This window comes from Pedobacter nyackensis, assembly GCF_900176505.1.
GTDB lineage: Bacteria > Bacteroidota > Bacteroidia > Sphingobacteriales > Sphingobacteriaceae > Pedobacter > Pedobacter nyackensis.
Genome location: NZ_FWYB01000003.1, coordinates 1 through 25,230 on the forward strand (window position 1 = coordinate 1; position 25,230 = coordinate 25,230).

Here is a 25,230-nt window from a genome sequence, read left to right on the forward strand (position 1 = left end):
AGAAGGAGAAACCGAAGCACTACCATTCGTTCCACCGAAACAAGACACATTTGTCTGTGAACCGGTAGCAGTACTAATTGCCGAAGGCTGTGTAACAGAAACGGGAACCGTTCCCGTACAACCATTGGCATCGGTAATGGTTACGGAATATGATCCTGCTAAAAGAAGAACCCTGTCTTCGGTAGTAATACCACCACCCCAGTTGAATGTATAAGGGCCCGTACCACCTGTTGGTGTCAGGTTAATCGCACCAGTGTTACCGCCGTTACAAGCTACATTTGTGACAACTGTAGTTCCTGATACAGGAGCCGAAGGCTGGGTAACAGAAACGGTAACCGTCCCTGTACAACCATTGGCATCAGTAATAGTTACACTGTAGGTTCCTGCCGCAAGGCTAATCCTATCTTGGGAAGTAATACCACCACCCCAGTTATAAGTATAACCAGGTGTTCCACCAGTTGGTGTAAGATCGATTGAACCGTTAGTTCCTCCAAAGCAGGCTACATTGGTGACAAGCGTAGTTCCTGCTACAGCCAAAGGCTGGGTAACAGAAACGGGAACCGTTCCCGTACAACCATTGGCATCGGTAATGGTTACGGAATATGATCCTGCAGCAAGGGCAGTCCTGTCTTCGGTAGTAATACCACCACCCCAGTTGAATGTATAAGGGCCCGTACCACCTGTTGGTGTCAGGTTAATCGTAGCATTGTTACCGCCGAAGCAGGCTACATTGGTGACCACCGTAGTTCCTGATACAGGAGCCGAAGGCTGTGTAATGGTAACGTTTTTCGTTATTACTGTTCCTTCAGCATCAGTGATGGTACAATCATATACACCTGCTGTTAATCCAGAAGCTGTAGCTCCCGTTCCTCCTGAAGGGCTCCAGGAGTAAGTATAAGAAGCCGCTCCACCACTAGCTGTAACTGAAGCAGTACCATTACTACCCCCGAAACAAGATACGTTACTTTGGCCGGTTGTCGCTGATAAAGCAGCATTTGTTGTAAAGGTCAAATCGGCCCCATAGCTAGTTCCAAATGAGTTAGTAGCAAACGCTCTAAAATGAATTGTCGTGTTTGGTGGGACGCCAGTTGCAATTCCGCTAAAACTTCCTGTACCGGTTCCAGTCGATACAGCTGGGTCTACATTGATTTCTGGATCGGCAAATGTACTCCAGACAATACCTCTCCAGGTTACTGGATCTCCGCCGTCATTGGTCACATCGCCTCCTAAAGTGGCTTTTACCGCACCAACATTTGTTGCGGCGGATGTTACTACTGTTGGTGCTACCGGCACAGCTTTTACATTTGACACCATACGCCCCGGAGGATCAATGTCACTTGAGGCCATGACCTCAGTCTTTACCGCTAAGGTGAAAAATAATAACGCAAATGCGATCATACCTTTCCTTAATAAGTAGTTAAAAAAGAGTAATTGTTTTTTCATATAAAAGGTTTAAAAATGATGAGTACGAAACAAACGTGTTTTTCTGGTTAATTTTGTTGCCAAATTTACTTGTATCGCAAGTATTTCTGTCATTGCTAGATCCGAATAGTGGTACGGGATTATAATTCCGTACTCCTTTTTTCTTGTGATAGGTTAAATTGTTTATCTTAAATTAATTATTTGCTAATGTTTAGCTAATTGCCCGATGGGGATTATTGCACTTTATATCCTTTTATCGAAGCGTTGCGCCCCAAGGCATTAATTTAAATTATTTCGTAAGTTTGCGCCCATGTCAGCAGCAAATAAGCCACACATTGCAATCATAGGTTTAGGTTACGTCGGGCTACCTTTAGCCATCGAGTTTGCCAAACAATACCAGGTTCTCGGTTTCGATATCAATGAAACCCGGATACAAGAACTTTCGGCAAATAAAGATATTACCAAAGAAGCCGATTTAACTGCATTGCAGGAAGTGCTTGGTAAAGGACTTACCCTTTCTTCAGATGTCGATATGTTGCAGGAATGTAACGTGTATATCGTTACCGTTCCTACACCAATTGATCAGTTCAAGGCACCGGATTTAAAACCATTATTAGCCGCGACAGAAATGCTGGCGAAATACCTGGAAAAAAGTGATATCGTCATCTACGAATCTACCGTTTATCCGGGCTGTACAGAAGAAGACTGTGTGCCGGTGCTGGAGAAATATTCAGGACTGAAATACAATGTTGATTTCTACTGCGGTTATTCGCCGGAAAGGATCAATCCGGGAGATAAAGTAAATACCCTGACTAAAATCATGAAAGTTACCTCAGGCTCTACACCTGAAGTGGCCAATTGGATCGATGCACTATACGGTAGCATTATTACTGCAGGTACCCATAAAGCACCCAGCATCAAAGTAGCAGAAGCTTCAAAAGCAATTGAAAACGCACAGCGTGATGTGAACATCTCCTTTGTAAACGAGCTGGCGCTGATCTTCGATAAAATGGAGATCGATACTGCTGATGTAATCGCTGCTGCGGGAACAAAATGGAACTTCTTAAAATATAAACCAGGATTGGTAGGTGGACACTGTATCGGTGTGGATCCTTATTACCTGGCACATAAATCCAATGCACTCGGCTATACTCCTCAGGTTATCCTGTCGGGCAGAAGGGTAAATGAAAACATGGGTGTTTTCGTAGCCAGCAAAGTTGTAAAAATGCTGATCGCTAAAGATATCAATGTTAAAGGCGAGAAAGCACTGATTCTGGGCTTCGCGTTTAAAGAGAACTGTCCGGATGTGAGAAACACAAAAGTGATCGATATCTATACGGAATTGAAACAGTATGGTATGGATGTGCATGTGTATGATCCATGGGCTATTGCGGAAGAAGTGCATGAAGAGTATGGCATCACACTGGAACAAAAGTTGGATGATGACTATAAAGCCATCATCATTGCGGTAGCGCACAATGAATTCCTGAGCATCGATTATGCGAAGTATAAAGCCAGCGGAGCTATTATTTTTGATACCAAATCATTTATCGACCGCAGCTTTGCAGATGCGAGACTGTAAGAAAAAATAAATAAATCCGTATGTTTACGGCTGTAAATTAAAAGACAAAAATTGATGAAGGTAGCTTTAATAACTGGTGTTACAGGACAGGATGGTGCATATTTAGCAGAGTTCTTGCTAAAAAAGGGATATTTTGTACACGGTATAAAAAGAAGAGCCTCATCATTCAATACCGATAGGATTGATCATTTGTATCATGATCAGCACGAACAAGGTGTAAGTTTCAAACTGCATTATGGCGATCTGACCGATTCAACCAATTTAATTCGCATCATCCAGGAAACACAACCTGATGAAATTTATAACCTCGCGGCCATGAGCCACGTGCATGTAAGTTTCGAAATGCCCGAGTATACCGCCAATGCCGATGGTATTGGTACCTTAAGGTTATTAGAAGCCATCCGCATTTTAGGAATGGAGAAAAAGACCAAGATTTACCAGGCATCAACTTCCGAACTGTACGGATTGGTGCAGGCTGTTCCACAAAGTGAAACTACGCCTTTCTATCCGCGTTCGCCATATGCTGTAGCTAAAATGTACGGTTACTGGATCACGGTTAACTACAGGGAAGCTTATCAGATGTATGCCTGCAACGGGATCTTGTTTAACCACGAAAGTCCGCTTAGAGGCGAAACCTTCGTAACCCGTAAAATTACCCGCGCAGCGTGTAAAATTGCCTTAGGACTACAAAATTGCCTTTACCTTGGTAACCTGTCTGCACAAAGAGATTGGGGCCATGCCAAAGATTATATTGAAGCGATGTGGTTAATCCTACAACAGGAACAACCTGAAGATTATGTTATCGCTACCGGAATCACTACCACAGTAAGAGACTTCGTTAAAATGAGCTTCGCCGAACTGGGTATTGAAGTGGAGTTTAGCGGAAAAGATGAGTACGAGCGTGGTGTGATTATTGACGTTGATCAGGAAATGTTGGTAAAACTAGGCTTAAATGATACTTACCTGAAACCGGGAACCGTAGTGGTACAGGTAGATGAGAAATATTTCCGCCCAACTGAAGTTGACTTGTTGCTGGGCGATCCAACTAAAGCCAATACCAAACTGGGCTGGAAACCTAAATACGATTTACCTGCATTGGTGAAGGATATGATGCAATCTGATTTGCACCTCATGAAAAAAGACGAATACCTGAAAGAAGGTGGTTTTAAAACCTTAAACTATTTCGAATAGGGAGGACTTAATTCCTTCGCTTCCAGTACTCGGGATATCCTAGATATTACTATCTTGCTTTTTAATTTTAGGATAACCAATGATCATTATTATTCAGTGTAAAGACCGGGTAGGACTGGTTGCCGACATATCGGCTATATTATCGGAAGCAGGGTTGAACATCATTTCCATGCGTGAGCATGTGGATAAAGCCGGGGAACGGTTTTTTATGCGCCTGGAAGTGGACGGTACGACAGATGAAGTTGCCCTGGAAAAAAGCATGGAGCAGGTTTTACCCGAGGGCGCGCTGATCCATGTCAATCCGGTTCCTGATAAAAAGATCGTGGTGATGGTAACCCGCGAATACCATTGCCTGGCTGATATCCTGATCCGGAACAGTTTTGGTACGCTTGGCGCTGAGGTGCTTTGTGTGATTGGAAACCATAGCATCCTGCAAAAGATTTGCGAACGCTTTGATATTCCCTTTTATCTGATTCCTTACCATGAGGAAAAAGCAGTTTCCGAACGGGAGATCATTCATAAAATTAATTCCTATAATCCTGATTTCATTGTTCTGGCTAAGTTTATGCGGATTTTATCACCGGCATTCGTAGCCAGTTTCCCAAATAAAGTGATCAATATCCACCATTCCTTTCTACCTGCCTTTGCAGGGGCAAATCCTTACAGGCAAGCTTTTGAAAGAGGGGTTAAACTGATTGGTGCAACAGCGCATTTTGTGACCGATGAGCTGGATGAAGGACCGATTATTGCGCAACAGATTATACCGGTTAACCACTCCTTTACCGCTGCCGATATGGTGAAATCAGGGAAGGAAATTGAAACTGCTGTACTGGCAAAAGCCTTGCGCCTGGTTTTGAATGACAGGGTATTCGTCTACCAGAATAAAACAGTTGTTTTTGAGTAGTGCTCAAATCTTATTTTCCTCCTTCGTAAATCCTGATGATTTCGTATTGAAGTTTAATGACCGCACTATCTTTTTTTGCCAGTATGTTTTTTAGCTGCGCTATATTTAAGTAATGCTTGTTTTTTTCTTCTGGTGTAGTGACGAGCTCCGCAGGTTCTACATTGAATACTCCTGCAATTTGATTTAATCTGGAAAAATTTAAGTCTGTATCGCCGGCTTCAATTTTAGAAAGGGCTGGCGTTGTTATTCCTAGTTTTTTGGCCAGGTGTCCCTGAGTCCAGCTTCTTTGCTGGCGCAGGTGTCTAATGTTTTTGCTGATTGCGTTCATGTTTTTCTTTTCAAGATACTGAAATATCGGGAAAAGATCCTCGTGTTGGGTTGTGTTTTTGTATTCTAACTCAATATACCAGTTGCTTGAAAGCAAGCGCAGAATTATATTCTGTGAAGAGGAGTTCATTTGGTTACGAGAAGTATATTCTAATCAATGTCGACTAAGAGACAACCTCCCAAAGGGTTGTTTGCAAATTGCCTGCTCCATTATGGATACAGGCAATTTTATTGAATGATTAGGAAATTATTCCAGTTAAGGCTTAAGCCCAAGCACGGCTACAACCGGTAAATGATCCGATTGTTCAGGAGCTGAAATCACTTCATGAGCCTGAACAAGCAATGGTTTCCTAGTGGTAAAGCCTATAAAATCAATACATTTAACCGGTTTATCAGCAGGTATTGTTGGCCCACAGGTAAAACAAGTTCTTGTGAATACCTGATCCATTGCCATAATCACCTCGCTACCGGGCACTGCATTAAAATCTCCTGTAATAATAAATGGGGTGCTTTCCTTTAATGCAATTGCATTGATCTCTTTCATCTGCATACTTCTGTTTGTCGGATTACTTGTCGCATCCAGATGTGTGTTTGCAAAACGAATAACTTTGCCCGAAGGCAAAACTACGCTTGCCGTAACTAATACACGCGGTTCTGCATTTGTAGCAGGATCAGAACTCAGGGGGTAAACCTGAACATCACTAAGTTTGTATTTACATAAAATTGCCACACCATATGCTCCTCCCTGATAATCGATTGCTTTGGCGAAGTAATAGTTCATATTGGTCTTTGCAGCGAGTTCTTTTGCCTGGTTCAGTGCTTTGCCCGAGCGTGTCGTATTTACATCAATCTCCTGTAACCCTACAAAATCAGGTTTTGCAGTATTAATTACTGCGGCAATTGCATTCAAGTCGATCACATCAGGTTTTGCGGGGGGATTGCAATGATGAACGTTGTACGACATTATTTTAATGGTTTCCAGATCTTTGCCTCCGGGCTTAGCGATATGCTTTTTCTCCGAACAAGACAACAACAAAAGGCAGCCAGCTGTGATAAAGCAGAATAGATTCTTCATGTTTTAATAGTTAGGATTCTGAGTAAATCCAGGGTTCGCCTGCATTTCTAATTGTGGAATTGGCCATAAGAAATCTCTGTTTGCCTTTGCCAATCGCGTTTCAACAGGTACTGCAATCCCGGTTAAGGGATCAATAGCTCCGGTAACGGGTCCATTCATAACCTGTTCAAATATCCCCCAACGTCTGATGTCAAAATACCTTACACCTTCAAATGCAAGCTCTACTCTTCGCTCACGCCTAACCAGTTCACGTAATTTCTCCTTCGTATTATACACCGCTACATTTACATTTGGCATTCCAGCGCGGTTCCTAATTTCATTTAAGTACTTAACAACATCAGGATTTGTAAAGTCATCTGTTTCTATTAAAGTCTCTACATAGGTTAATAAAACCTCGGCATACCTGATAATCATAAAGTCGAGGGTTTTTGAGCCGGTCTTATCTTTTGGGTCAAGGTATTTGTTTTGCCAATATCCGGTCGCGGTTGAGTTCTGTGCACCAATTTTATCAGCGTTAAGTGGATTCAGATCAAAAGGCTTCAGTACAAGAGCTGCGTAGGTCTGTAGTGGAAACAATACCGAAAATGCTAACCTCGGGTCCCTGTTGTTTTTATATTTGGGGTCTTTTAAATAAATGGCTAGTGAATCGGGGCCCAGTTCGTAAATTGTTTTGCCCTGTTTGGTTTCATAACTGTTGATCATATCAGCGGTTGGCGACAACACCGTTTTACCACCCAGGCCCTGTGGAGCAAAAGTATCCCAGGCACCAGAACAACCATTTTCCCTAAAAAATATACGTTCTTTGTTTAGCTCTCCGGTGTAAAGAAACAAATCTGCATAGCTATTCTTCACGTTTGCACTCTTATAAAGCGCATAAATATCCAGTTTAATAACTTCCTTTGCAGCATTTTTAGCCACCTCGTAGTTCTTGTAAAAAGTAGCCAACCTGGTAATCAATGCCCAGCATACTCCCGAAGTTATTCTTTTAATGTCTGCATTGGTGTATTCCTTTGGCAAGTTACCGGCACATTCCGTTAACTCCGCCAACACAAAATCATAGACTTCCTTTTCGGTATTTCTTTTCAGGTAGCTGGCATCGGGAACCACAGAATTAGTCATCAATGGCACACCTCCAAAAAACAACAATAACTCCATATGGTAATAAGCCCGTAGCGCTCTGGCTTCATATTTATATCTTGTTTTCAACTCTTCGCCCATATAGCATTTATCTACATTTTCTAAAAAGCGATTCGCACGTCTGATTGTTTTATAATCGTCTCTCCATATGCCCAATCCCACACCCCAGGTGCCAGTCTGCAAGCCTTTTACATAAGACTCATAATCACCCCGGAAAGTCTGACGTGCAACATTTTCATCCGCCATCGCAGATAAAAATAAGGTTTGCCTGCCCGAAGCTCCATCAGGAATACCTACATATGCAGTGTTTAACGCATTTGTTGCATCAGCCTCTGTTCTCCAGAATTCTTCATCCGAAATACTCGTTGGATGATCATGTGTCAGAAACTTTTCGCATGATGTTAGCGTTGCCAGCATCATGACTATGATAAAATAAAATTCCTTTTTCATATTTAACATATATTAAAATTGAACGTTTAAACCAACTGTGTATGTTTTCATAATTCCATAAGTCCATTCATCTCCCCGGCTTTCCGGATCCGTGATTTTTAAGGAAGAATAGGTAACAGGGTTTTGCGCATTTACATAAAACCTGATTGAATTGATGCCCATCTGTTTCACAAAGGAATTATTCAGGTCATAACCCAACTGAATGTACTTTACCCTCAGGTAAGCTGCATTCTGGAACCAGAAATCAGATGACAATCTGTTATTAGAAGGGGCCGTCGAGATCCGTGGATAACGGGCGTCTGTACGTTCCGGAGTCCAGTAGTTCTCTGCATAGTAAATAGTTGGTACACCGCCATTTCCACTCATATCTAGTGGAAATGCGAATTCATTTAGCAAGGGGGCATTACTTTTTCCGGTTCCCTGTAATAAAAATTCGAGATTAATCTTTTTATAAGCAATTCTGAAATTTGCAAAATAATCTAACAGTGGGTTTGGATTGCCAATATTGGTTTGATCATCAGCATCGATAATGCCATTCTTATTTATATCCAGATATTTAATATCGCCGGGTTTTGTACCTGTTAATATTGGAGTCAATGGATTCCCATTGCTATCAAAATCGCTACTTTGCAACAATCCGTCAGTCCGATAACCATAAAAACTGCCAATACTACCACCTTCTTCATTCACTGTAGTTGTAGTTAAGTATGGTCCACCCTTTAAAGATAGAATCGTGTTTTTATTATAGGTAATTCCGGGCGAAAATGTGAAATCTACATGCTGGCCAAACTTCTCATTATAATTCAAAGACAGTTCGACACCTCTGTTTTTAACTTCTCCGGCGTTAATAGGTACTACACCTTCAAAACCACCGATTAAAGGCAATTGCGGGTTAAGAATAATCCCATCGGTAAGCTTGTTGTAATAATCAAAGGTTAGTCCCAGTTTATTTTTAAAGAGCGATAAATCCATACCGATATCCAACATGTTCACCGTTTCCCATGAAACATCTGCATTTCCATAAGTTGTTTCCTGCCCGTTGCTGTTACTAATTAAGGTCTGGTATTTGTATAATCCTATATTCTCATTTCCAAGCTGTCCGTATGATGCTCTCAGTTTCATGTTATTAATAAACTTCATCCCCTTCATAAAACCCTCGTTGTGAACGTTCCAGCCCACAGCTCCTGAGGGGAAAAAGCCAAATTTGTTTCCCGGACCAAAGCGTGAAGAACCATCGGTACGAACGGTTCCTTCCAGCAGGTACTTGTCTTTATAAGAGTAATTTAATTTAGCATAACCAGACATCATTGAATATACTTCCCAGTCACCACTATTCGTCTCCTCCTGAGAATAGCCAGCCATGGCAAATAAATAATGATCTTTAACATTCAGGGTATAATCGATATTACCTCCCATATAGTAGTAGGTCGTTCTGGCCATAGTTGCAGTTCTTTGTGCAGACCAGGATTGCAACAGCTGTCCGGTATTATAGTCGAAGAAATTATAAGCATCTCTTACATCTCTGCTTGCATCGCTGTTCAACCTGAAGCTAAACTGACCTTTAACATTAAAGTTCCTAAATACCTCCCATTTGGGTTGCATATTGATGCTGGTTTGCCCACTTTCATAATTTCTAACGCCTCCTTTTTCAGCGTAGGCCAATGGGTTTACAATGTCCACATATCTCCCATAAATGGTAGGTATACCTTCTTTTTCCGGATATTTAGGTAAAATGGTTGGCGGTGTGCGGTAAATGTCCTGCAAGAGCCTGTTTCCATTAGATCCACTCGGTCTGTTTGGTTGTGTGGTATTTCTTTTTATGGCAAGCATGTCCAGATTAACAAGGAAATTCTTACTCAATGAAGTAGAAGTATTCGCTCTGATGGTGATTCGGTTAGCATCGTTTATGGGTAACATTCCCTTTTGATAAAGGTAATTCCCCGTTAGTGCAAACCTGCTGGTATTGTTACCACCACTTACAGAAACTGAATGACTGGTAATTTCGGCCGATCTGTCTATGATCAGGTCAGCCCAGTTGGTATTTGGGTATTTAACCGGATCAACATTATCGATGGTATTTTGAATGTCTTCATTTGAATAAAACAAGGGCTTACCGGCATTGAGCTGACCTTCATTATACATATTCATGTAAGTAGACGCATCAACGGTTTTGGGTAAATAGGAAGGCGAAGCCAAACCAAAATAACTATCATAAGCAACTTTAACCTTTCCTGGCACTCCTCTTTTAGTGGTTACCAGGATCACGCCATTCGCTGCTCTTGCTCCATAAATCGCTGCTGCTGCGGCATCCTTCAATACCGTAACGCTTTCTACCGTAACAGGATCAATGTAGTTCATATCCATAGGAATCCCATCAACCAGCACCAGCGGATTAGAATTGCCTAAAGTGCTGATTCCCCTGATTTTTATCGTAGCTGCGTCGCCACCTGGTAAGCCAGAGCCCTGGGTTACATTAATCCCCGTTACGCCACCCTGAAGTGCTTGTGATAGGGAGGTGATCGGTTTTCCTACAATTTGGGAATTCACATCAAGGGAAGCGATTGAACTTGCAATGTGGTTCTTCTGTTGTTCAGATAAACCAACAACTACGATCTCATTCAAGGCTGAAACGTTCTCCTTCAGGGAAACATTCAAACTTCTGTCAGCTCTCAAAACGGTATATTCTGTACTCAGAAAACTAATCATGGAGAAAACCAATACATCATTTTTTCTGGCTTTAATGGTAAAGTATCCATCTCCATCAGTTGTGGTTCCTGTTGTTGATCCTTTTATCCTGATGCTGACTCCCGGAAGTACACTTGGTGGCTCATGCGTGTCATATACGCGTCCGCGAAGTGTTAGCAAACTGTCTTGCACAAGGCCCCGAGCCCTTTCCTTCGACAGAATTACAATTTGTCTGCCCGAAATGGTATAAGTAAGTCCGCTATCTTCTAAAGCTTTATCTAAAATCTCTTTAACTGTCTTTTTGTTCAGTTTTAAGTTTAGCTCTTCGTACTTATTTAATTTAATAAAATCGTCTTTATAAAGGATTTGGTAATCACTTTGCTTTTGAATTTGCTGAAATAATTCTGGTAAATTACCCCTTACAAGGTCTATATTCATCCGCAATTGAGCGGATGTATTGGCAAAAGTGGTCATCATTCCCATCCATAATAAAACCACTGTAACTTTCATAGTTCTTATTATTTTAGTTTTGAGCCTTAAATGGAATGCATGAGGTTCACATACATGAAGTTTTTTCATATTTTTGTTAATGAGTTAAATAATAGCTTGAATTGGTTATTGTTTGAAGGAGGTGTTGGCGCATCTCCTTTTTTTATCAAATAGTTAGCGTTTTCTCAGTTCGAGCCTCCTTTCTACACCATTATAAACGTATGGTGTTCCTGCGCATAAAATGTTCAATACGTCATCTGCACTAGATTGAAAATCCAGCCTTCCTGAAAATTTCTCATCGGACAGGTCTAAATTCTGGATGCTGATCTCCATATTATAATATTTAGCAACCCGCTGTATGATTGCATCTAAAGATTCACTGTTTACATCAATATAGCCTTCCTTCCATGACCGAAATTCGGTTGTTTTAACTTCAGCTATTGCAAGTGTATTTTCTTTAAGGTTGTAATTGATCCGCTGACCAGGCACCAATTGATGTTCTTTTTTATTTAGCCAGGTGCCTGTCGAAAATACAATGCTACCCTGAACCAGGACGGCATAGTTATTATCGTTCCCCTCACTGGAACTTACATAAAACTCTGTACCCAGTACGCTGATATTCATGTTGCTTGAACGTACATTAAAAGGATGCTCCTTGTCGTGCGTCACGTCAAAATAAGCTTCGCCTTCCAGATATACTTCCCTGATATCTCCCGAAAACTTAACCGGATAAATTAATCTTGAACCGGAGTTTAACCAAACCTTTGTACCGTCAGGAAGTTTGATTGCCGAACGCTTTCCATTTCCCACAACGAATGTGTTGAAATCATTTGTGGTGATGATGTTTTCTTCTTCACTTTCGTTGGAAGGTGCTGTTACATCTGTATTTGTTTTTGATGTCTTACTGCTAACATTCATGCTTTTTTTACCTACATTTTGTGCAGCAAAATCAAGTAGTTTATGGGTTGGTGTATTTTTCTGAAACTGCCAGATTCCAATGCCCAATACCATCAGCAGCATTGCTGCAATCTGCATATAGCGTCTCCATGGATATGATGTAGGTTTGTTGATGGTCTTTTCCTGAATTCTTTCCCATAGCTCGGCCTGTTCCAATAAGGGCATACGTTCATTGCCTACCCTTTTTAAGGTTTGCCTGATCTCGCCGGCAAGCTCGCGCTCGCTATCCGACATCAGCCTTTCTCTACCTTCAGGAATGCGGTCCGACAAAAAGTCTTCCGCGTTATAATTATTCTTTGAATCCATTATACGTCAATAGTATCTAACAGAGTAAAGAACTTGTGTTTTATAGACGCCAAAAAGAACAAATATTTGAAAATATATTCAAAAGTGCTTTAAGCCAGTGCTTTATGGATATGGCTGATTGTCATTTTTTCTCTCAATTGCTTTACACCCCGATATACAAGCGTACGGCAGGTCTCTAAAGAAATATTCATGATCAGGGCAATTTCCTCATATTCCAGTTCGGCATTGAATCTCAGATAGAGTGCTTCCTTTTGCCTGCTTGGTAATAATTCTAATTGTTTATTCAACTTTAATAAAAGCGCGGATTGGTTTTCGTCGTGTATAACTTGTTCTTCGATACTAGGGGAAAGTAAAAAAGGTATTTCAAAGCTATGGTTAGCGGCTGCTGCATTCTTTTTTAGCACCAGACAAATCTTACGTTTTAAAGATGTAAACAGATATGATTTTACGTTTACTTCAATAGCCAATGTCTCCCGGTACTTGTATAGGTCAACAAACAGGTCCTGGATACCATCCTTAACCAGTTCACCGTCATCTGTAAATCTTAATCCAAAAGCATATAGTACATCAATAAATTGCTTGTACAATAAATTCAAAGCATTGTCATCTCCATTAATGAATGAAGTCCATAAATCTCTATCTGCGTTTTTAAACATCATTCATCAGGTTTATGCAAAGCGGCTGGCAACGCTAATTGTATTTGGTTAAGTATCGAATGGATTGAAACGATCTCAATATTAGGGAAAATTTTCTAAAACCTTATCGAATTTAATACTGCAAACCTACGTCGGGGATATAATGTTAAGTGTAAGTCCTTGTTAAGAATGTATTAAGTCTGTAAGGACATTGGATAATAGAGAGTCCATCTTTGCTTTCAACCATATTTTATTTCGTTAAGCGTAGCCATTCTGGTGGATTCCACCAAATTTCCCAGTAGGTGGTGGTGCCCATTTGTGTTCAGTGTATTTTGGCTGAAATAATTTTCACATATGCTAAGCCCTACAGTCGTATCCGACATTAAAAGTATTATAAATACCGCGAGAGAAAAAGCTATACGTGCTGTTGATACTGAACGGGTACTGATGTACTGGCATATTGGTCAGAGAATATTTCTTGAAGAACAGCAAGGGAAAGAAAGAGCCGATTATGGAAGGTATCTTATAAAGTCGCTTTCCGAGAAACTTGAGCCAGAATATGGCACTGGTTTTTCATTTCGCCATTTGAACTGGTACCGTCAATTTTATCGCACGTTTCCAATTGTGAACGCACTGCGTTCACAATTGAGTTGGACCCACTATAGGCTTCTTATTCGCCTTGAGAGCCAAGACAAAATAGAGTTCTATATAGCTGAAGTCGTAAAAAACAATTGGTCTTCACGGCAACTCGAACGACAAATTTCTGGGCCATCGCCTTGTTAATCATTGCACAATTTAGCTTTCTATCCAAACGCCAGTACTTCAAAATTTTGCTATTATCTCCCTCATTATTAGCGGCCTTCATGGCTGTTATTATATAAAACAACACCTCTCATTTGACAAGAAAAATATTTATTTAAATCAGCTTTTTTCCTTAACTTGTATATAAACCTAGATGGTTCATATTCTTTTAGTTACCTAAACCTAAAATTGACCAATTATGAATCTTAAACTTTTACTTATTATTTTCTTGTCTGCCTTAAGTACTGCAAATGTATTTGCACAAGAAAAAAAGACAATCACTGGTATTGTCAGGGATGCGGCTGGCATCCCATTGCCGGGAGTTAGTATCAATGAAAAAGGAAGTACGACGGCTACTTCAACGGACAACTATGGTAAATTTGCCATTCGTGTAAATGCGAATGCTACCCTTAAATTTTCCTTTTTGGGGTATGCTTCGCAAGAAATTGCAATTGGCGACAATGCCACAATCAATGTAACACTGCTGGAAGATACCAGAGCATTGAGTGAGGTAGTCGTTACAGCCTTGGGTATTAAAAAGGAAAAAAGGCAATTGGGATTTTCTGTTACAGAAGTAAAAGGAGATGTCCTAGCCAAATCAAATGAAGTAAATCCAATTAATGCATTACAGGGAAGAGTGGCCGGGGTGCAAATTGATCAGGGCGCTGGTGGTCTGTTTGGAAATGCAAAGATTCTGATCCGTGGAAACTCTACGACTCGCAAAAACAACCAACCCATATTTGTAGTTGATGGAGTAATCATGGACAATGATGTGTTCGAAGGTACAGGCAGGGATTTTGGTAATGATCTTAAAGATTTAAATGCAGACAATTTTGAAACGATATCCATTTTAAAGGGATCTGCCGCTGCGGCCTTATATGGTTCAAGAGCTATGAATGGTGTAGTGTTGATTACTACTAAAAAAGGATCATTAAGGAAAGGTATTGGAATTACTTTCAATCATGCAACCAGCATTTCAAATCCTTATTCAGGCCCGGACTTTCAAAATGAATTTGGAGGGGGGTCTGTGGGTGGTTTTTTTACAGATAACAGAGATCCAAATTATCAAGCTGATAACTGGACAACAAAAGTTTTCCCTATTAACCCTTCTACCGGACTGCCTTATATAGATAAACAAATCGGGAGAGAGTTGGAAAACTGGGGTCCAAGAATGTTGGGGCAGGATGTAACCAATTATGATGGAACGCCAACGAAGTATTTACCTCAACCAAATAATTACCTGGATGCCTTTCAAAATGGTGTAGGTAACAATACAAATGTTGCACTGGAGGGAGGAACAGAAAACTCCACATTCAGATTAACATACAATCATAATGACGCCAAAGGTGTAACCAGAAACAATGACCTTACAAAAAATGCATTTGATCTGAGGGCTACACATAATTTCAATAAAAGGATAAGTATAGACGCAAGTATTTCTTACACCAATTTTAATGGGAAAAACCCACCAAGATTGGGTGGACTCGATGCATTTGGTTCTTTTAACCTTGGGCACATGTATACCTGGGTATTACCACGTAATTACGATACCAAGTATTGGATACAAAAGGATAAATACACCAGTATTTTAGGTGGTGCACCTGATCCGAATAATGCTAATGAGCCAAATGGTGCTCCGGAATCCAGATTCTGGTATTCTCTTTATAATAACAATTATACGCAAAATGAGCAATTGTTCAGGGGCCGTGCTGCCGTAACCACGGTATTAACCGACTGGGCAAAATTAGTACTGGAGGGCAATTTTAGTAATATTTACACCAAAACTGAAACTTCAGAACTAGGTTTAGGAATTAACTTTACCGGCGGATCTTATGGCCTTGGCTTTAGTAATAAGCAAAGCAACTCTTTAAAGGCTATGTTAATGATGAACAAAGACATCAGCGAAGACCTTACACTTAATGGCTATATTGGTGGGGAATCACAGCGCAACAGAGTTGATTTTGAAAACAGCACAACCGCTGGCGGACTGCTTTATCCGGGAGGATTCTTCCTTTCCAACTCTACTAATCCGGCTACTGTTAATGGTGGTGTTTTAAGTAGAAAGAATTATAATTCGTTGTATGCCAGTGCAGATGTAGGATATAAGAATATGTTGTTCCTTCAGGCAACATGGCGCGGCGATTGGTCATCAGCACTGACTTATTCAGATGGAAGTGGAAACAATTTTTATAATTATCCGGCAGTCAGTTTATCCTGGATATTCTCTGAAACATTTAAAACGCTTCCTTCATGGATCAGCTTTGGAAAACTGAGGACCAATATTTCTGCGCTAGGTAATGATACTGATCCTTATAAACTAAATTCAGGCTTTTTGATCAATGGATTTACAAATGCAAATGGCGGTACAGTGCCAATCTCTACTTACAGCACCAGTACCGTAAATCAGCCTAACCTTCAGCCTGAAAGAAAAATAGCTAAAGAAATAGGTCTGGAAATGCGCTTCCTGAAAAGCAAATTAGGTTTGGATTTCAGTTTTTATCAAGACAATACTAGAAATCAAATCATCAATATACCAACACCTGTTGAATCGGGCGTTGGGGCTATTCTGATCAATGCAGGTAATATCCAGAATAAAGGTATTGAACTGGCGATTGATGCAACACCTGTAGCAACAAAAAACTTTACCTGGAATACAGCATTAAACTTCTCCAGAAACAGAAATTTAATTGTTGAATTGTATCCTGGAAGATCAGAACTTAATCTTGATGCTAATATTACGGAAATAAGTACCTGGGCGGTTGTAGGTAAAGCTTATGGCACCTTACGTAGTCAAATTCATTCTACCAAATTCCAGGCGAAAGATGGAAGCGGTAACAATATTGATGATCCAAGGAATGGAAAGCCGATCCTGTCATGGCGTAGTGATGCCAGAGCTGCATTCCCGGCCAGAAGTAATCAGTTTCAGGATGTAGGTGATATCAATGCTAAGTACAGGGCGGGATTTGACAATACTTTCACCTATAAGAGCTTTAGTTTTAATTTCTTACTTGATGCTAAAATCGGTGGTGATTTTGTAATGGGATCTTACCGTTTCGGTACGCACACCGGTGCTTTGGCCAATACGCTGGCAGGAAGGGATGCAGCAACGGGTGGTATTACCTGGACGAGTAAATACAACAACGTACAATATGACGATGGAATGATTCCTGATGGGGTATTTCCGGCGGGACAAATGATAGCACAGCCAAATGGAAGTCAGGTTAATGTAGGTGGCATGACCTTTCAGGAAGCTTATAACCAGGGATTCGTAGAGCCCACACATGCTCCTCAGTTTTATTATCGTTATGGTTCATCTTCTACCGGTGTTTCAGATTACTGGATTAAGGAAAATTCATACATATCATTACGTCAGGTTGGGCTAACCTACAGCTTCCCTCAGCGTATATATGAAAAAATGAGGCTGAATGGCCTGACCCTTTCTGCTGTCGGACGTGACTTAGGGTATATTTATCATACCCTGCCTTTAAATTTCAATCCGGCATCTAACAATTCAAATAACACCGCTTATTCAGGTGAAAATGGATTTTTGCCAATGGTACGGTCTATAACATTCTCAGTGAGGGCATCATTCTAAAAGCGTTAATGAGAAAGGTTTATTTAAAAAATTAATTATTCAGATCATGAGAAGATTATTATTAATATATATAAAACTCGCAGCAGTTATAACCTGCCTGGTTTGTGTCTCATCTTGTAAAAAGAACTTTGGAGAGATCAATACAAATCCAAGTAGTGTTACGGTACCGGATATAAAGTTTTTATTTAGCTATTCAGAGGATAGATTGGCTACGTACCAGGGTACAGAATGGATATGGGAAAGCATGGAACAGCTTTGGCGTTTTACGCAACACATTACTTCCGATCCTTATGAGATATCCAATAATGTGAATAGCAGATACAATGCTTTTTATCAATCCATATTACCCAACCTTTTCGAAATCAGAAAGCAAATAAATATGAAAGCGGATAAGGATGCTTTTCAGAAAATGGCTGCTGTCACTTATGTCGTACAGGTAATGCAAGGAATTAAGGTAACAGATATGAATGGTTCTATTCCTTATAGTGAAGCTTTGAAAGGGAGATATGATGGTAGCTACAGTCCTGTATTTGATAACCAGGAAACCCTTTTCAATACCTGGCTTAAAGAACTGGATGATGCCATAGCTGTATTGGCAAATAATTCATTACCGGCACAACAAAGTTATGGTACTAATGATATTTATTACAAAGGCGATTGGACAAAATGGGTAATGCTGGCCAATACCTTAAAGCTGCGTATCGCTGCGAGGTTAGAAAATCAAAACCAGACCAAAACAAGGGAAATTTTTCAACAGGTAATGAGTAATGCAATAGGACCTATCAGCGTTGATAATGCGCAATTGTCTTACTCAAGCGTTGATTATTTCGGTCCGGCTGATATTGATTACCGATCTCCCCGTTACGCTACTACTTCAATTATGAATTTTTTGAAATCAGCGAATGACCCCAGACTACCTGTGTATTTTGACAAGAATGATTTACAGGGAGACTTTAGAACTGTTCTTACTCAAAATGGTGCAACACTTCCTTCCTTTATTAATATCAATGATCCATTGATTATGTACCAGGGCGGCCCGGCCGATTGGACTGTTAATCCTACCTTTGCCGCCTACATAAAGAATGCTTTTCAGGTGGGTAGCACTACAACAAGGTATTTTCTGATTTCCCGTATTAACCGAAAATTCTTTGCACCCAGGTTTGGTGGAAATACCACCGGTGTATTTACAGATGTAATGGTGAGCAATGCTGAATCTTGCCTGCTTGTTGCAGAATTTATTCAGAAGGGCTATGCAGGCGGTGTAAATACAAAAGGTACGGCCGAAGACTGGTATAAAAAGGGAATTACCTCTTCTATTAAAACCATGAACAGTATCGCAGTGGCAGCAGCATCAACCCCTGCGTATAGCACCGGCGATGGAACAACAGAAATCAATGCCTACCTGGCTAATGCCAGGGTGATGTTTAACGGAACTGGTAACCTGGAAAAGATCTATATACAACAATACCTTAACCTGTTCCGCAATCCTACAGAAGCATTTGTTTTTTGCCGTAGAACCGGATATCCCAGAAATAATTCTACCTATTATCCAAGAGAAGTATTTAATGAACTTATCCCACGCCGTTTCTGGACAAATGATCCAGGCGAAGTGAACAGGGCCAATTGGCAAAAAGCCTTACAAGAGCAGGGTTTTACACCATTGGCGCAAGATGTACCAACTTTAAACAGTCAAAGAATCTGGTATGATAAAAATGCCCCTGCTTTTGGAGGAGGTTCATAATAGGTTAAACACATAAATATGGTCAGCACATAAAGTAAACGGTCAGGTTCTGGAAACAGGGCTTGACCGTTTTGCAGTTTTAGTAGGAACCCGTCCACATATGTTGCAACATACTGTAAAGTATTACTTCTTGTACCCGATACGGAGATTTCCTGCAAACCCTTTTTTAAAACTGTTCCCTGATATAGTGGGAAGCTGACTTCCGCTTTTGATTCTCTTCAAAAAAAAACTGGAACTATTGCGATTTATAATAAACTGTATTATATTCGTGATATGTTCATACATATGAACAAAGTGCCATTGGCTGTCTTTACTTTGTTCCAGGACGTCATAAATGGGGCTTACTTCCCATTACAGGATTAACGGGTGATATGGATGCCGTAAGAACAATATCCAAAAGGTTGGCCTTTGCGTAGAAGGTATTAGTTTAATCAGATTTTTATGAGACAAAAAATAAAGGTGCTTTTTATTGTTATGCTATTAACAACAGGAGCACTTGCACAAGGGCAGAATAAAAATAATCAGGGCATTTCGAAAGTGACTGACGTATGGGTCGTATTTAAAACCCACTTTGATTTAGGATTTACTGATTTGCCGGAAAACGTTTTTAAACGTTACCGGGAAGAAATGATGGATAAAGCTTTGGGTGTAATAGAAAAAAATACAGCTACATCGACACAAAAGCAATTTGCATGGACAGTCCCCGGCTGGCCATTGTATGCTCAAATATTAGGCCCTTTGCAAACCCCCGAACGCAAAGCAAGGATAGAAAAAGCGATTAAAGATGGTTCCATTGTTGTTCATGGACTTCCCTTTACTACGCACACTGAGTCGCTGGATTATGAAGATTTGGTTCGTGGACTTGGTTATTCGTCCCAAATTGGTCGCACTTATGGACTTCCGCTCACCATCAGTGCAAAAATGACTGATGTGCCAAGCCATTCCTGGGTATTACCTACTTTATTGAATCATGCTGGTATAAAATTTTTACAATTAGGTTGTAATCCGGCCAGTCAATATCCGCGATTTCCGGAACTATTTTGGTGGCAAGGTGCTGATGGTTCAAAAATACTGTGTAATTACACTGCTTTGTATGGTTCTGACATTAAACCAACGAAAGATTGGCCAAGTAAGAACTATTTGGCCATGCAAATGACAGGCGATAACCATGGACCACCTTCTGAGAAAGATATTGATAAACTGTTAACATACGCAGAAAAGGAGATGCCAGGGGTGAAAATTCATTTTGGAACCCTCGACGATTTTGCCAAAGCGGTTTTAGCTGAAAATCCCAGGCTGCCTACTGTTAAAGGTGATGCTCCCGACACCTGGATTCAGGGATTACTTTCAAATCCTCAGGAAACAAAGCTTGCACGAAATATCCGTCCATTACAATCAGTGCTTGATGGACTAAATACACAAATGAGAATTTGGGGCATACCTGGTGGATCTATTTCGGAAAAACTGGCAAAAGCTTACGAGCAGAGCCTTTTGTATGCTGAACATACATGGGGTATGAATGCAGAGTATGGGCCACGCTACAGCTATGGTGATGATTGGAAAAAATGGATGGCAGAAGCTGCGGCAGAGCCTATTCCTGAAAATGGAGATTATTCAAAACTAAAAAATAGTTATGCAAGCGACACGAAAATAGGAAGTAAAAGAAAATGGTTGAATTCATATGATAAAAAACGTGAATACATCCTTAATACAAACAACATTGTAAGTGATGAATTAAAAAGTCATCTTGATTTACTTGCAAAATCGGTAAATGCCGCGGGAAAACGTTTAGTAGTTTATAATCCGTTACCTTGGAAAAGATCAGGAATCGTTGAAAATCCCTGGGAAAAAGGAAAATCGTTTTATGTTAAAGAAATTGAAGCATCTGGTTATGCTACCTACACTCAAAATGATTTAAAAGAATTAACAACTACAAATGATGAGCAATCTGCATTTAGCACACCTTATTTTAAAATAGTTTTTGATTTAAACAGAGGTGGAATATCTTCATTGATAGAAAAAACAACTGGTCGTGAATTAGTTGATAAATCCTCAAAATACGCAGTTGGTCAGTTTTTGCATGAGCGGTTTAGTACAAACGAAGTCGATAAATGGTTTAATGTTTACAGCAGGATAAAAGATGGATGGGGTTTAAATGATTTGGGGAAACCCGGAATGATGAATGCTGAAAAAGCGCCATATTTAACGTTTACGCCCAATGATTGGAAAATCTCTGTTTCTCATTCAGACATTGCAGATATCGCAACTTTGACAGCTGTTGACACAAAAGGCTTTGCAAAGAATTATACATTAACATTTACCTTCCCTCGAAGTGCTGCTTATGTAGATATAGAATGGTTTGTTGATTCTAAAACACCAGATAAACAACCAGAAGGAGGGTGGCTTTGTTTCCCTTTTGCCGTCAATAAACCTATATTCACAGTTGGTCGTCTAGGTGGCCCAATAAATCCTGCAACAGACATTATTCAAGGTACTAACAAATATTTGATGGCTGTAAATTCAGGGGTTTCAATTACACAGGCAGATAAGTCAGGCGTTGCGCTATCGCCAATGGATTCTCCTTTAATTAGCCTGGGTGAACCTGGATTATGGAAGTTTTCAATGGATCATGAACCAAAGATACCATCAGTATTTGTCAATATTTATAATAACATGTGGAATACTAATTTTCCATTATGGCAAGAAGGTACATGGAGTGAAAGGGTTCGTATCTGGGCTGTTGATAAACACGCTGCAACGGTGCCAAACCTAACCCAAAATTCATGGGAGGCCCGTTTGCCTTTATTAACAGGAATTGCAGAAGGAGAAGCGGGAAAACTATCAGTGAAAAAGAATGGTATATCCACTTCACGCCTCAATGTTTTGGTCACCGCTTTTGGTGAAAACCCTGATGGAAAAGGAATTATTTTGCGTTTGTGGGAACAAGGAGGGATTTCTGGTAATATGACGGTTAGATTACCTACAGGGTCAATTTACACTAAAGCAACTCCCATAAATCTTCGTGGCGAAGTTATTGGAAAACCTATCTCTGTTTCCAATAATAAACTGACGTTTTTTCTGAATGCATTTGCACCCGTTAGTTTTGTGATGGAATGAAAGGGATTAATTGCAGCATGGCATTAAAATATTAAACAATCATTAAAGAAAATTATGGCTACAAAAAAGATTAATCCTACAGCTATCTGTTCAGAAAGACAGGTTAAGCATTTTGTTTACATTGTGGCGTATAAAGAGAAGCTGTGTAAGCTTGTTAGCAAATGTATTTTTCCTGCTTTGCTCATAACAGCATCTTTATCTGCATTTTCTCAGAACTACAACAAACCCATCTCACCTATACCCGTACCAGCATCAGTATCAAATTTGCTACCTGGAAAAAAAGCACCTGTAGTAACCGATATCTGGGTAGTATTTAAAACCCATTGCGACCTGGGTTATACCATGTCTGCAGGTGCGGTATTTAAAAAGTATCGTGAAAATATGATGGACAATGCCATCCGTTTAATAGAAGCCGATAAGAAAAAACCGGTTGATGAACGTTTTAAATGGACCATTGCCGGATGGCCCATGAAAGGAGCCATATTGGGGCCATTGCAAACACCTGAGCGAAAACAAAAAGTGGAACAGGCACTCCGGGATGGTACTATGAGTGTACATGCCTTACCTGCCACTATGGAATCGGATGTAATGGAACAGGAAGACTATGTAAGAAGTTTGATCTTCTCTTCTCAGATTGCCCGTGACTATGGCCATAAGTTACCTATTGCGGCAAAGATGACCGATGTGCCCGCCCACAGCTGGTTGCTTCCTACTTTATTGCATCATTCGGGTATAAAATTTTTGCAAATAGGATGTAATTACACAGTGCAGCCGGTACGCCTGCCACAACTTTTTTGGTGGGAAGGACCCGATGGATCGAAAGTACTTTGCAACTACACGCCTCATTATGGTTCTGGTGTAACTCCTCCAGAGAATTGGCCCTCTAAAAATTACCTCGCCGTAATAATGACGCATGATAATGAGGGTCCTCCGTCATCCAAAGAAATTGAAGGCGTAAAAAAGCAAGTGGCTGGAATGCAAGGCGTTCGCTTGCATTTTACCGATCTGGAAGAATATGCAAAAGTTTTACTGGCCGAAAATCCACAAGTGCCTACCATTCGTGGCGATATGGTTGATCCATGGATCCATGGTGTAATGGCGATGCCACAGGAGTCGAAAACAGCCAGGAACATTCGCCCGCTCGAACCGGCCTTAGATGTATTGAATACACAATTGAAAGGATGGGGCATTCCAACCACTTCCTTAACCGAGCCATTGGCAAAGGCTTATGAAAACAGTATGCTCTTTAGCGAACATACTTTTGGCGCCGCCTCACCAGGTTATGGTGCATTTTCAAAAGATGGAAAAACACAACTGTCGGAAGCTGAACGTTATAAATACAATGAGGACTTCATTAAAGCAAGAAAAGAAGGCTTTTATGAAAAATTCGAATCCAGTTTTAGAGATAAAGCGAAATATATCAATACCACGGATAGCATTATTGGAACTAACATTACTGCACGCTTGAACCTGTTAGCCAATCATGTAAGAGCAAACAAAGGCGATATTGTCGTGTATAATCCATTGCCCTGGATGCGAAGCGGGGTTGTTGATTTTAATGGCGGAAAAATAGCAGTAGAGAATATCCCTGCCAATGGTTACAAGATAGTCAAGAATACCGCGTCAAGATATACGGTGTCAGATGCCAGCAAAACTACGCTAAATACAAAATTTTATACGGTAAACTTTGATACCCGGAAAGGAGGAATTGTTTCATTAATTGAAAAATCAACTGGCAAAGAATTGGTTGATCAACATTCGAATTATGCACTGGGTCAGTTTCTGCACGAACGTTTCAGTTTTGCACAAACCAAAGATTATCACGACAGAAATTATACAAGAAATAATTTTGCTGCAGGTCTAAAACCAAATTTACCTAAAGACATTTCTTATCTGGCTTCCACACCTACTGATTGGAAAATGAAAGTTGAACAATCCCCCGTTGCCGATAAGGTTACATTGGTTACAACCAATGCAAATCCTATTGCCGAATCGGTTGCTATTACGTTCACTTTCCCGAAAGCATCTGCTTATGTGGATGTGGAATGGAATGTTACCAATAAAATACCCAATACCGTTCCTGATGGAGGATGGCTTTGCTTTCCGTTTAATGTAAATAAACCAAAATACATCGTAGGTCGTTTGGGTGGTGCGATAGATTTAGCAAAAGATCAGATTGTAGGCGGTAACCGCTATCTCTACGGCGTACAATCTGGTGCATCCTTGGTTGCTCCGGATCAATCAGGCGTTGGAATTTGTCCTATTGATGCACCTTTACTCAGTTTTGGCGAACCAGGGCTATGGAAATACGATTATGATTATTTCCCAAAACAACCATCTGTATTTGTGAATTTATATAACAATATGTGGAATACCAATTTCCCTTATTGGACGGAAGGTTCCTGGAGCGAGCGGGTGCGTATCTGGGGCATCAAAAAAGGAGAAAAAGCGACAGAAAATCTCGCCATTCAATCATGGGAAGCAAGAACACCTCTTATGGCTGTTGCTGCAACAGGAAAGGGAACAAAACTGCCATCACAGCAAACTGGTATTTCTGTTTCACGTAAGGGGATACTGGTTACGGCGTTTGGTGAAGATCCTGACGGTAACAAAGGTGCCTTATTACGCCTGTGGGAACAAGGTGGCGTTTCAGGAAATACCACAGTTACATTGCCCAAAGGATCACATTATACTAAAGCAATTCCAGTTAACCTTCGAGGTGAAATAAGCGGGAAACAACTATCGGTTTCCAACGGTAAACTGACGTTTTTCCTGCATAATTATGCACCTGCAAGCTTTATACTTCAGTAAAAATC

Annotated in this window: 14 protein-coding genes and 1 pseudogene; 8 read left to right on the plus strand and 7 right to left on the minus strand. The window is 40.4% G+C overall.

Features of this window, described 5'->3' with window-relative positions; genetic code table 11:
* Window positions 1-1,443: pseudogene (locus B9A18_RS08205) on the minus strand (hypothetical protein); the annotation flags it as partial.
* 289 nt (window positions 1,444-1,732) lie between these two features.
* Between B9A18_RS08205 and B9A18_RS08210 the strand changes: the two are divergent.
* The 3 genes from B9A18_RS08210 (at window position 1,733) to purU (ending at window position 5,099) form a co-directional block, all read left to right on the plus strand.
* Complete coding sequence (locus tag B9A18_RS08210; protein WP_084288803.1) at window positions 1,733-3,004, plus strand: nucleotide sugar dehydrogenase; 1,272 nt, start codon at window positions 1,733-1,735, stop codon at window positions 3,002-3,004.
* 54 nt (window positions 3,005-3,058) lie between these two features.
* The gene (gene gmd, locus B9A18_RS08215) at window positions 3,059-4,195 is read left to right on the plus strand and encodes a GDP-mannose 4,6-dehydratase (protein WP_084288804.1); all 1,137 of its coding nucleotides are present in this window, start codon (window positions 3,059-3,061) and stop codon (window positions 4,193-4,195) included.
* A gap of 79 nt (window positions 4,196-4,274) precedes the next feature.
* Window positions 4,275-5,099, plus strand: coding sequence for a formyltetrahydrofolate deformylase (purU, locus tag B9A18_RS08220; RefSeq protein WP_084288805.1), 825 nt, complete (start codon window positions 4,275-4,277; stop codon window positions 5,097-5,099).
* Between the two features lie 10 nt (window positions 5,100-5,109).
* On the opposite strand, the gene B9A18_RS08225 is transcribed toward purU, so the two are convergent.
* The 6 genes from B9A18_RS08225 to B9A18_RS08250 form a co-directional block, all read right to left on the minus strand.
* On the minus strand, window positions 5,110-5,556 hold the full coding sequence (locus B9A18_RS08225; protein ID WP_235005265.1) for a helix-turn-helix domain-containing protein: 447 nt from the start codon (window positions 5,554-5,556) through the stop codon (window positions 5,110-5,112).
* Between the two features lie 126 nt (window positions 5,557-5,682).
* Window positions 5,683-6,501: an endonuclease/exonuclease/phosphatase family protein gene (locus tag B9A18_RS08230; protein WP_144009431.1), complete on the minus strand. Its 819-nt coding sequence runs from the start codon at window positions 6,499-6,501 to the stop codon at window positions 5,683-5,685.
* Window positions 6,502-6,504: 3 nt separating this feature from the next.
* On the minus strand, window positions 6,505-8,088 hold the full coding sequence (locus tag B9A18_RS08235; RefSeq protein WP_084289101.1) for a RagB/SusD family nutrient uptake outer membrane protein: 1,584 nt from the start codon (window positions 8,086-8,088) through the stop codon (window positions 6,505-6,507).
* A 12-nt stretch (window positions 8,089-8,100) separates the two neighbouring features.
* A complete protein-coding gene (locus B9A18_RS08240; RefSeq protein ID WP_235005266.1) occupies window positions 8,101-11,283 on the minus strand; it encodes a TonB-dependent receptor in 3,183 nt (1,060 codons plus the stop codon).
* Between the two features lie 153 nt (window positions 11,284-11,436).
* The gene (locus B9A18_RS08245; RefSeq protein ID WP_084288807.1) at window positions 11,437-12,525 is read right to left on the minus strand and encodes a FecR family protein; all 1,089 of its coding nucleotides are present in this window, start codon (window positions 12,523-12,525) and stop codon (window positions 11,437-11,439) included.
* Window positions 12,526-12,614: 89 nt separating this feature from the next.
* Complete coding sequence (locus B9A18_RS08250) at window positions 12,615-13,184, minus strand: RNA polymerase sigma factor (RefSeq protein ID WP_084288808.1); 570 nt, start codon at window positions 13,182-13,184, stop codon at window positions 12,615-12,617.
* A 330-nt stretch (window positions 13,185-13,514) separates the two neighbouring features.
* On the opposite strand from B9A18_RS08250, the gene B9A18_RS08255 reads away from it, so the two are divergent.
* The 5 genes from B9A18_RS08255 (at window position 13,515) to B9A18_RS08275 (ending at window position 25,225) form a co-directional block, all read left to right on the plus strand.
* Entirely contained in the window at window positions 13,515-13,943 is a 429-nt protein-coding gene (locus B9A18_RS08255) for a DUF1016 N-terminal domain-containing protein (RefSeq protein WP_084288809.1), read from the plus strand.
* Window positions 13,944-14,160: 217 nt separating this feature from the next.
* Window positions 14,161-17,556, plus strand: a complete 3,396-nt coding sequence (locus B9A18_RS08260) for a SusC/RagA family TonB-linked outer membrane protein (protein WP_084288810.1) — start codon at window positions 14,161-14,163, stop codon at window positions 17,554-17,556.
* 46 nt (window positions 17,557-17,602) lie between these two features.
* Window positions 17,603-19,297 carry a SusD/RagB family nutrient-binding outer membrane lipoprotein gene (locus B9A18_RS08265; RefSeq protein WP_084288811.1) on the plus strand — a complete coding sequence of 565 codons (1,695 nt, stop codon included), beginning with the start codon at window positions 17,603-17,605 and terminating at the stop codon, window positions 19,295-19,297.
* Window positions 19,298-19,738: 441 nt separating this feature from the next.
* The gene (locus tag B9A18_RS08270) at window positions 19,739-22,414 is read left to right on the plus strand and encodes a glycoside hydrolase family 38 N-terminal domain-containing protein (RefSeq protein WP_084288812.1); all 2,676 of its coding nucleotides are present in this window, start codon (window positions 19,739-19,741) and stop codon (window positions 22,412-22,414) included.
* A gap of 54 nt (window positions 22,415-22,468) precedes the next feature.
* Window positions 22,469-25,225: a glycoside hydrolase family 38 N-terminal domain-containing protein gene (locus B9A18_RS08275; RefSeq protein ID WP_084288813.1), complete on the plus strand. Its 2,757-nt coding sequence runs from the start codon at window positions 22,469-22,471 to the stop codon at window positions 25,223-25,225.
* The last annotated feature ends 5 nt before the right edge of the window (window positions 25,226-25,230 follow it).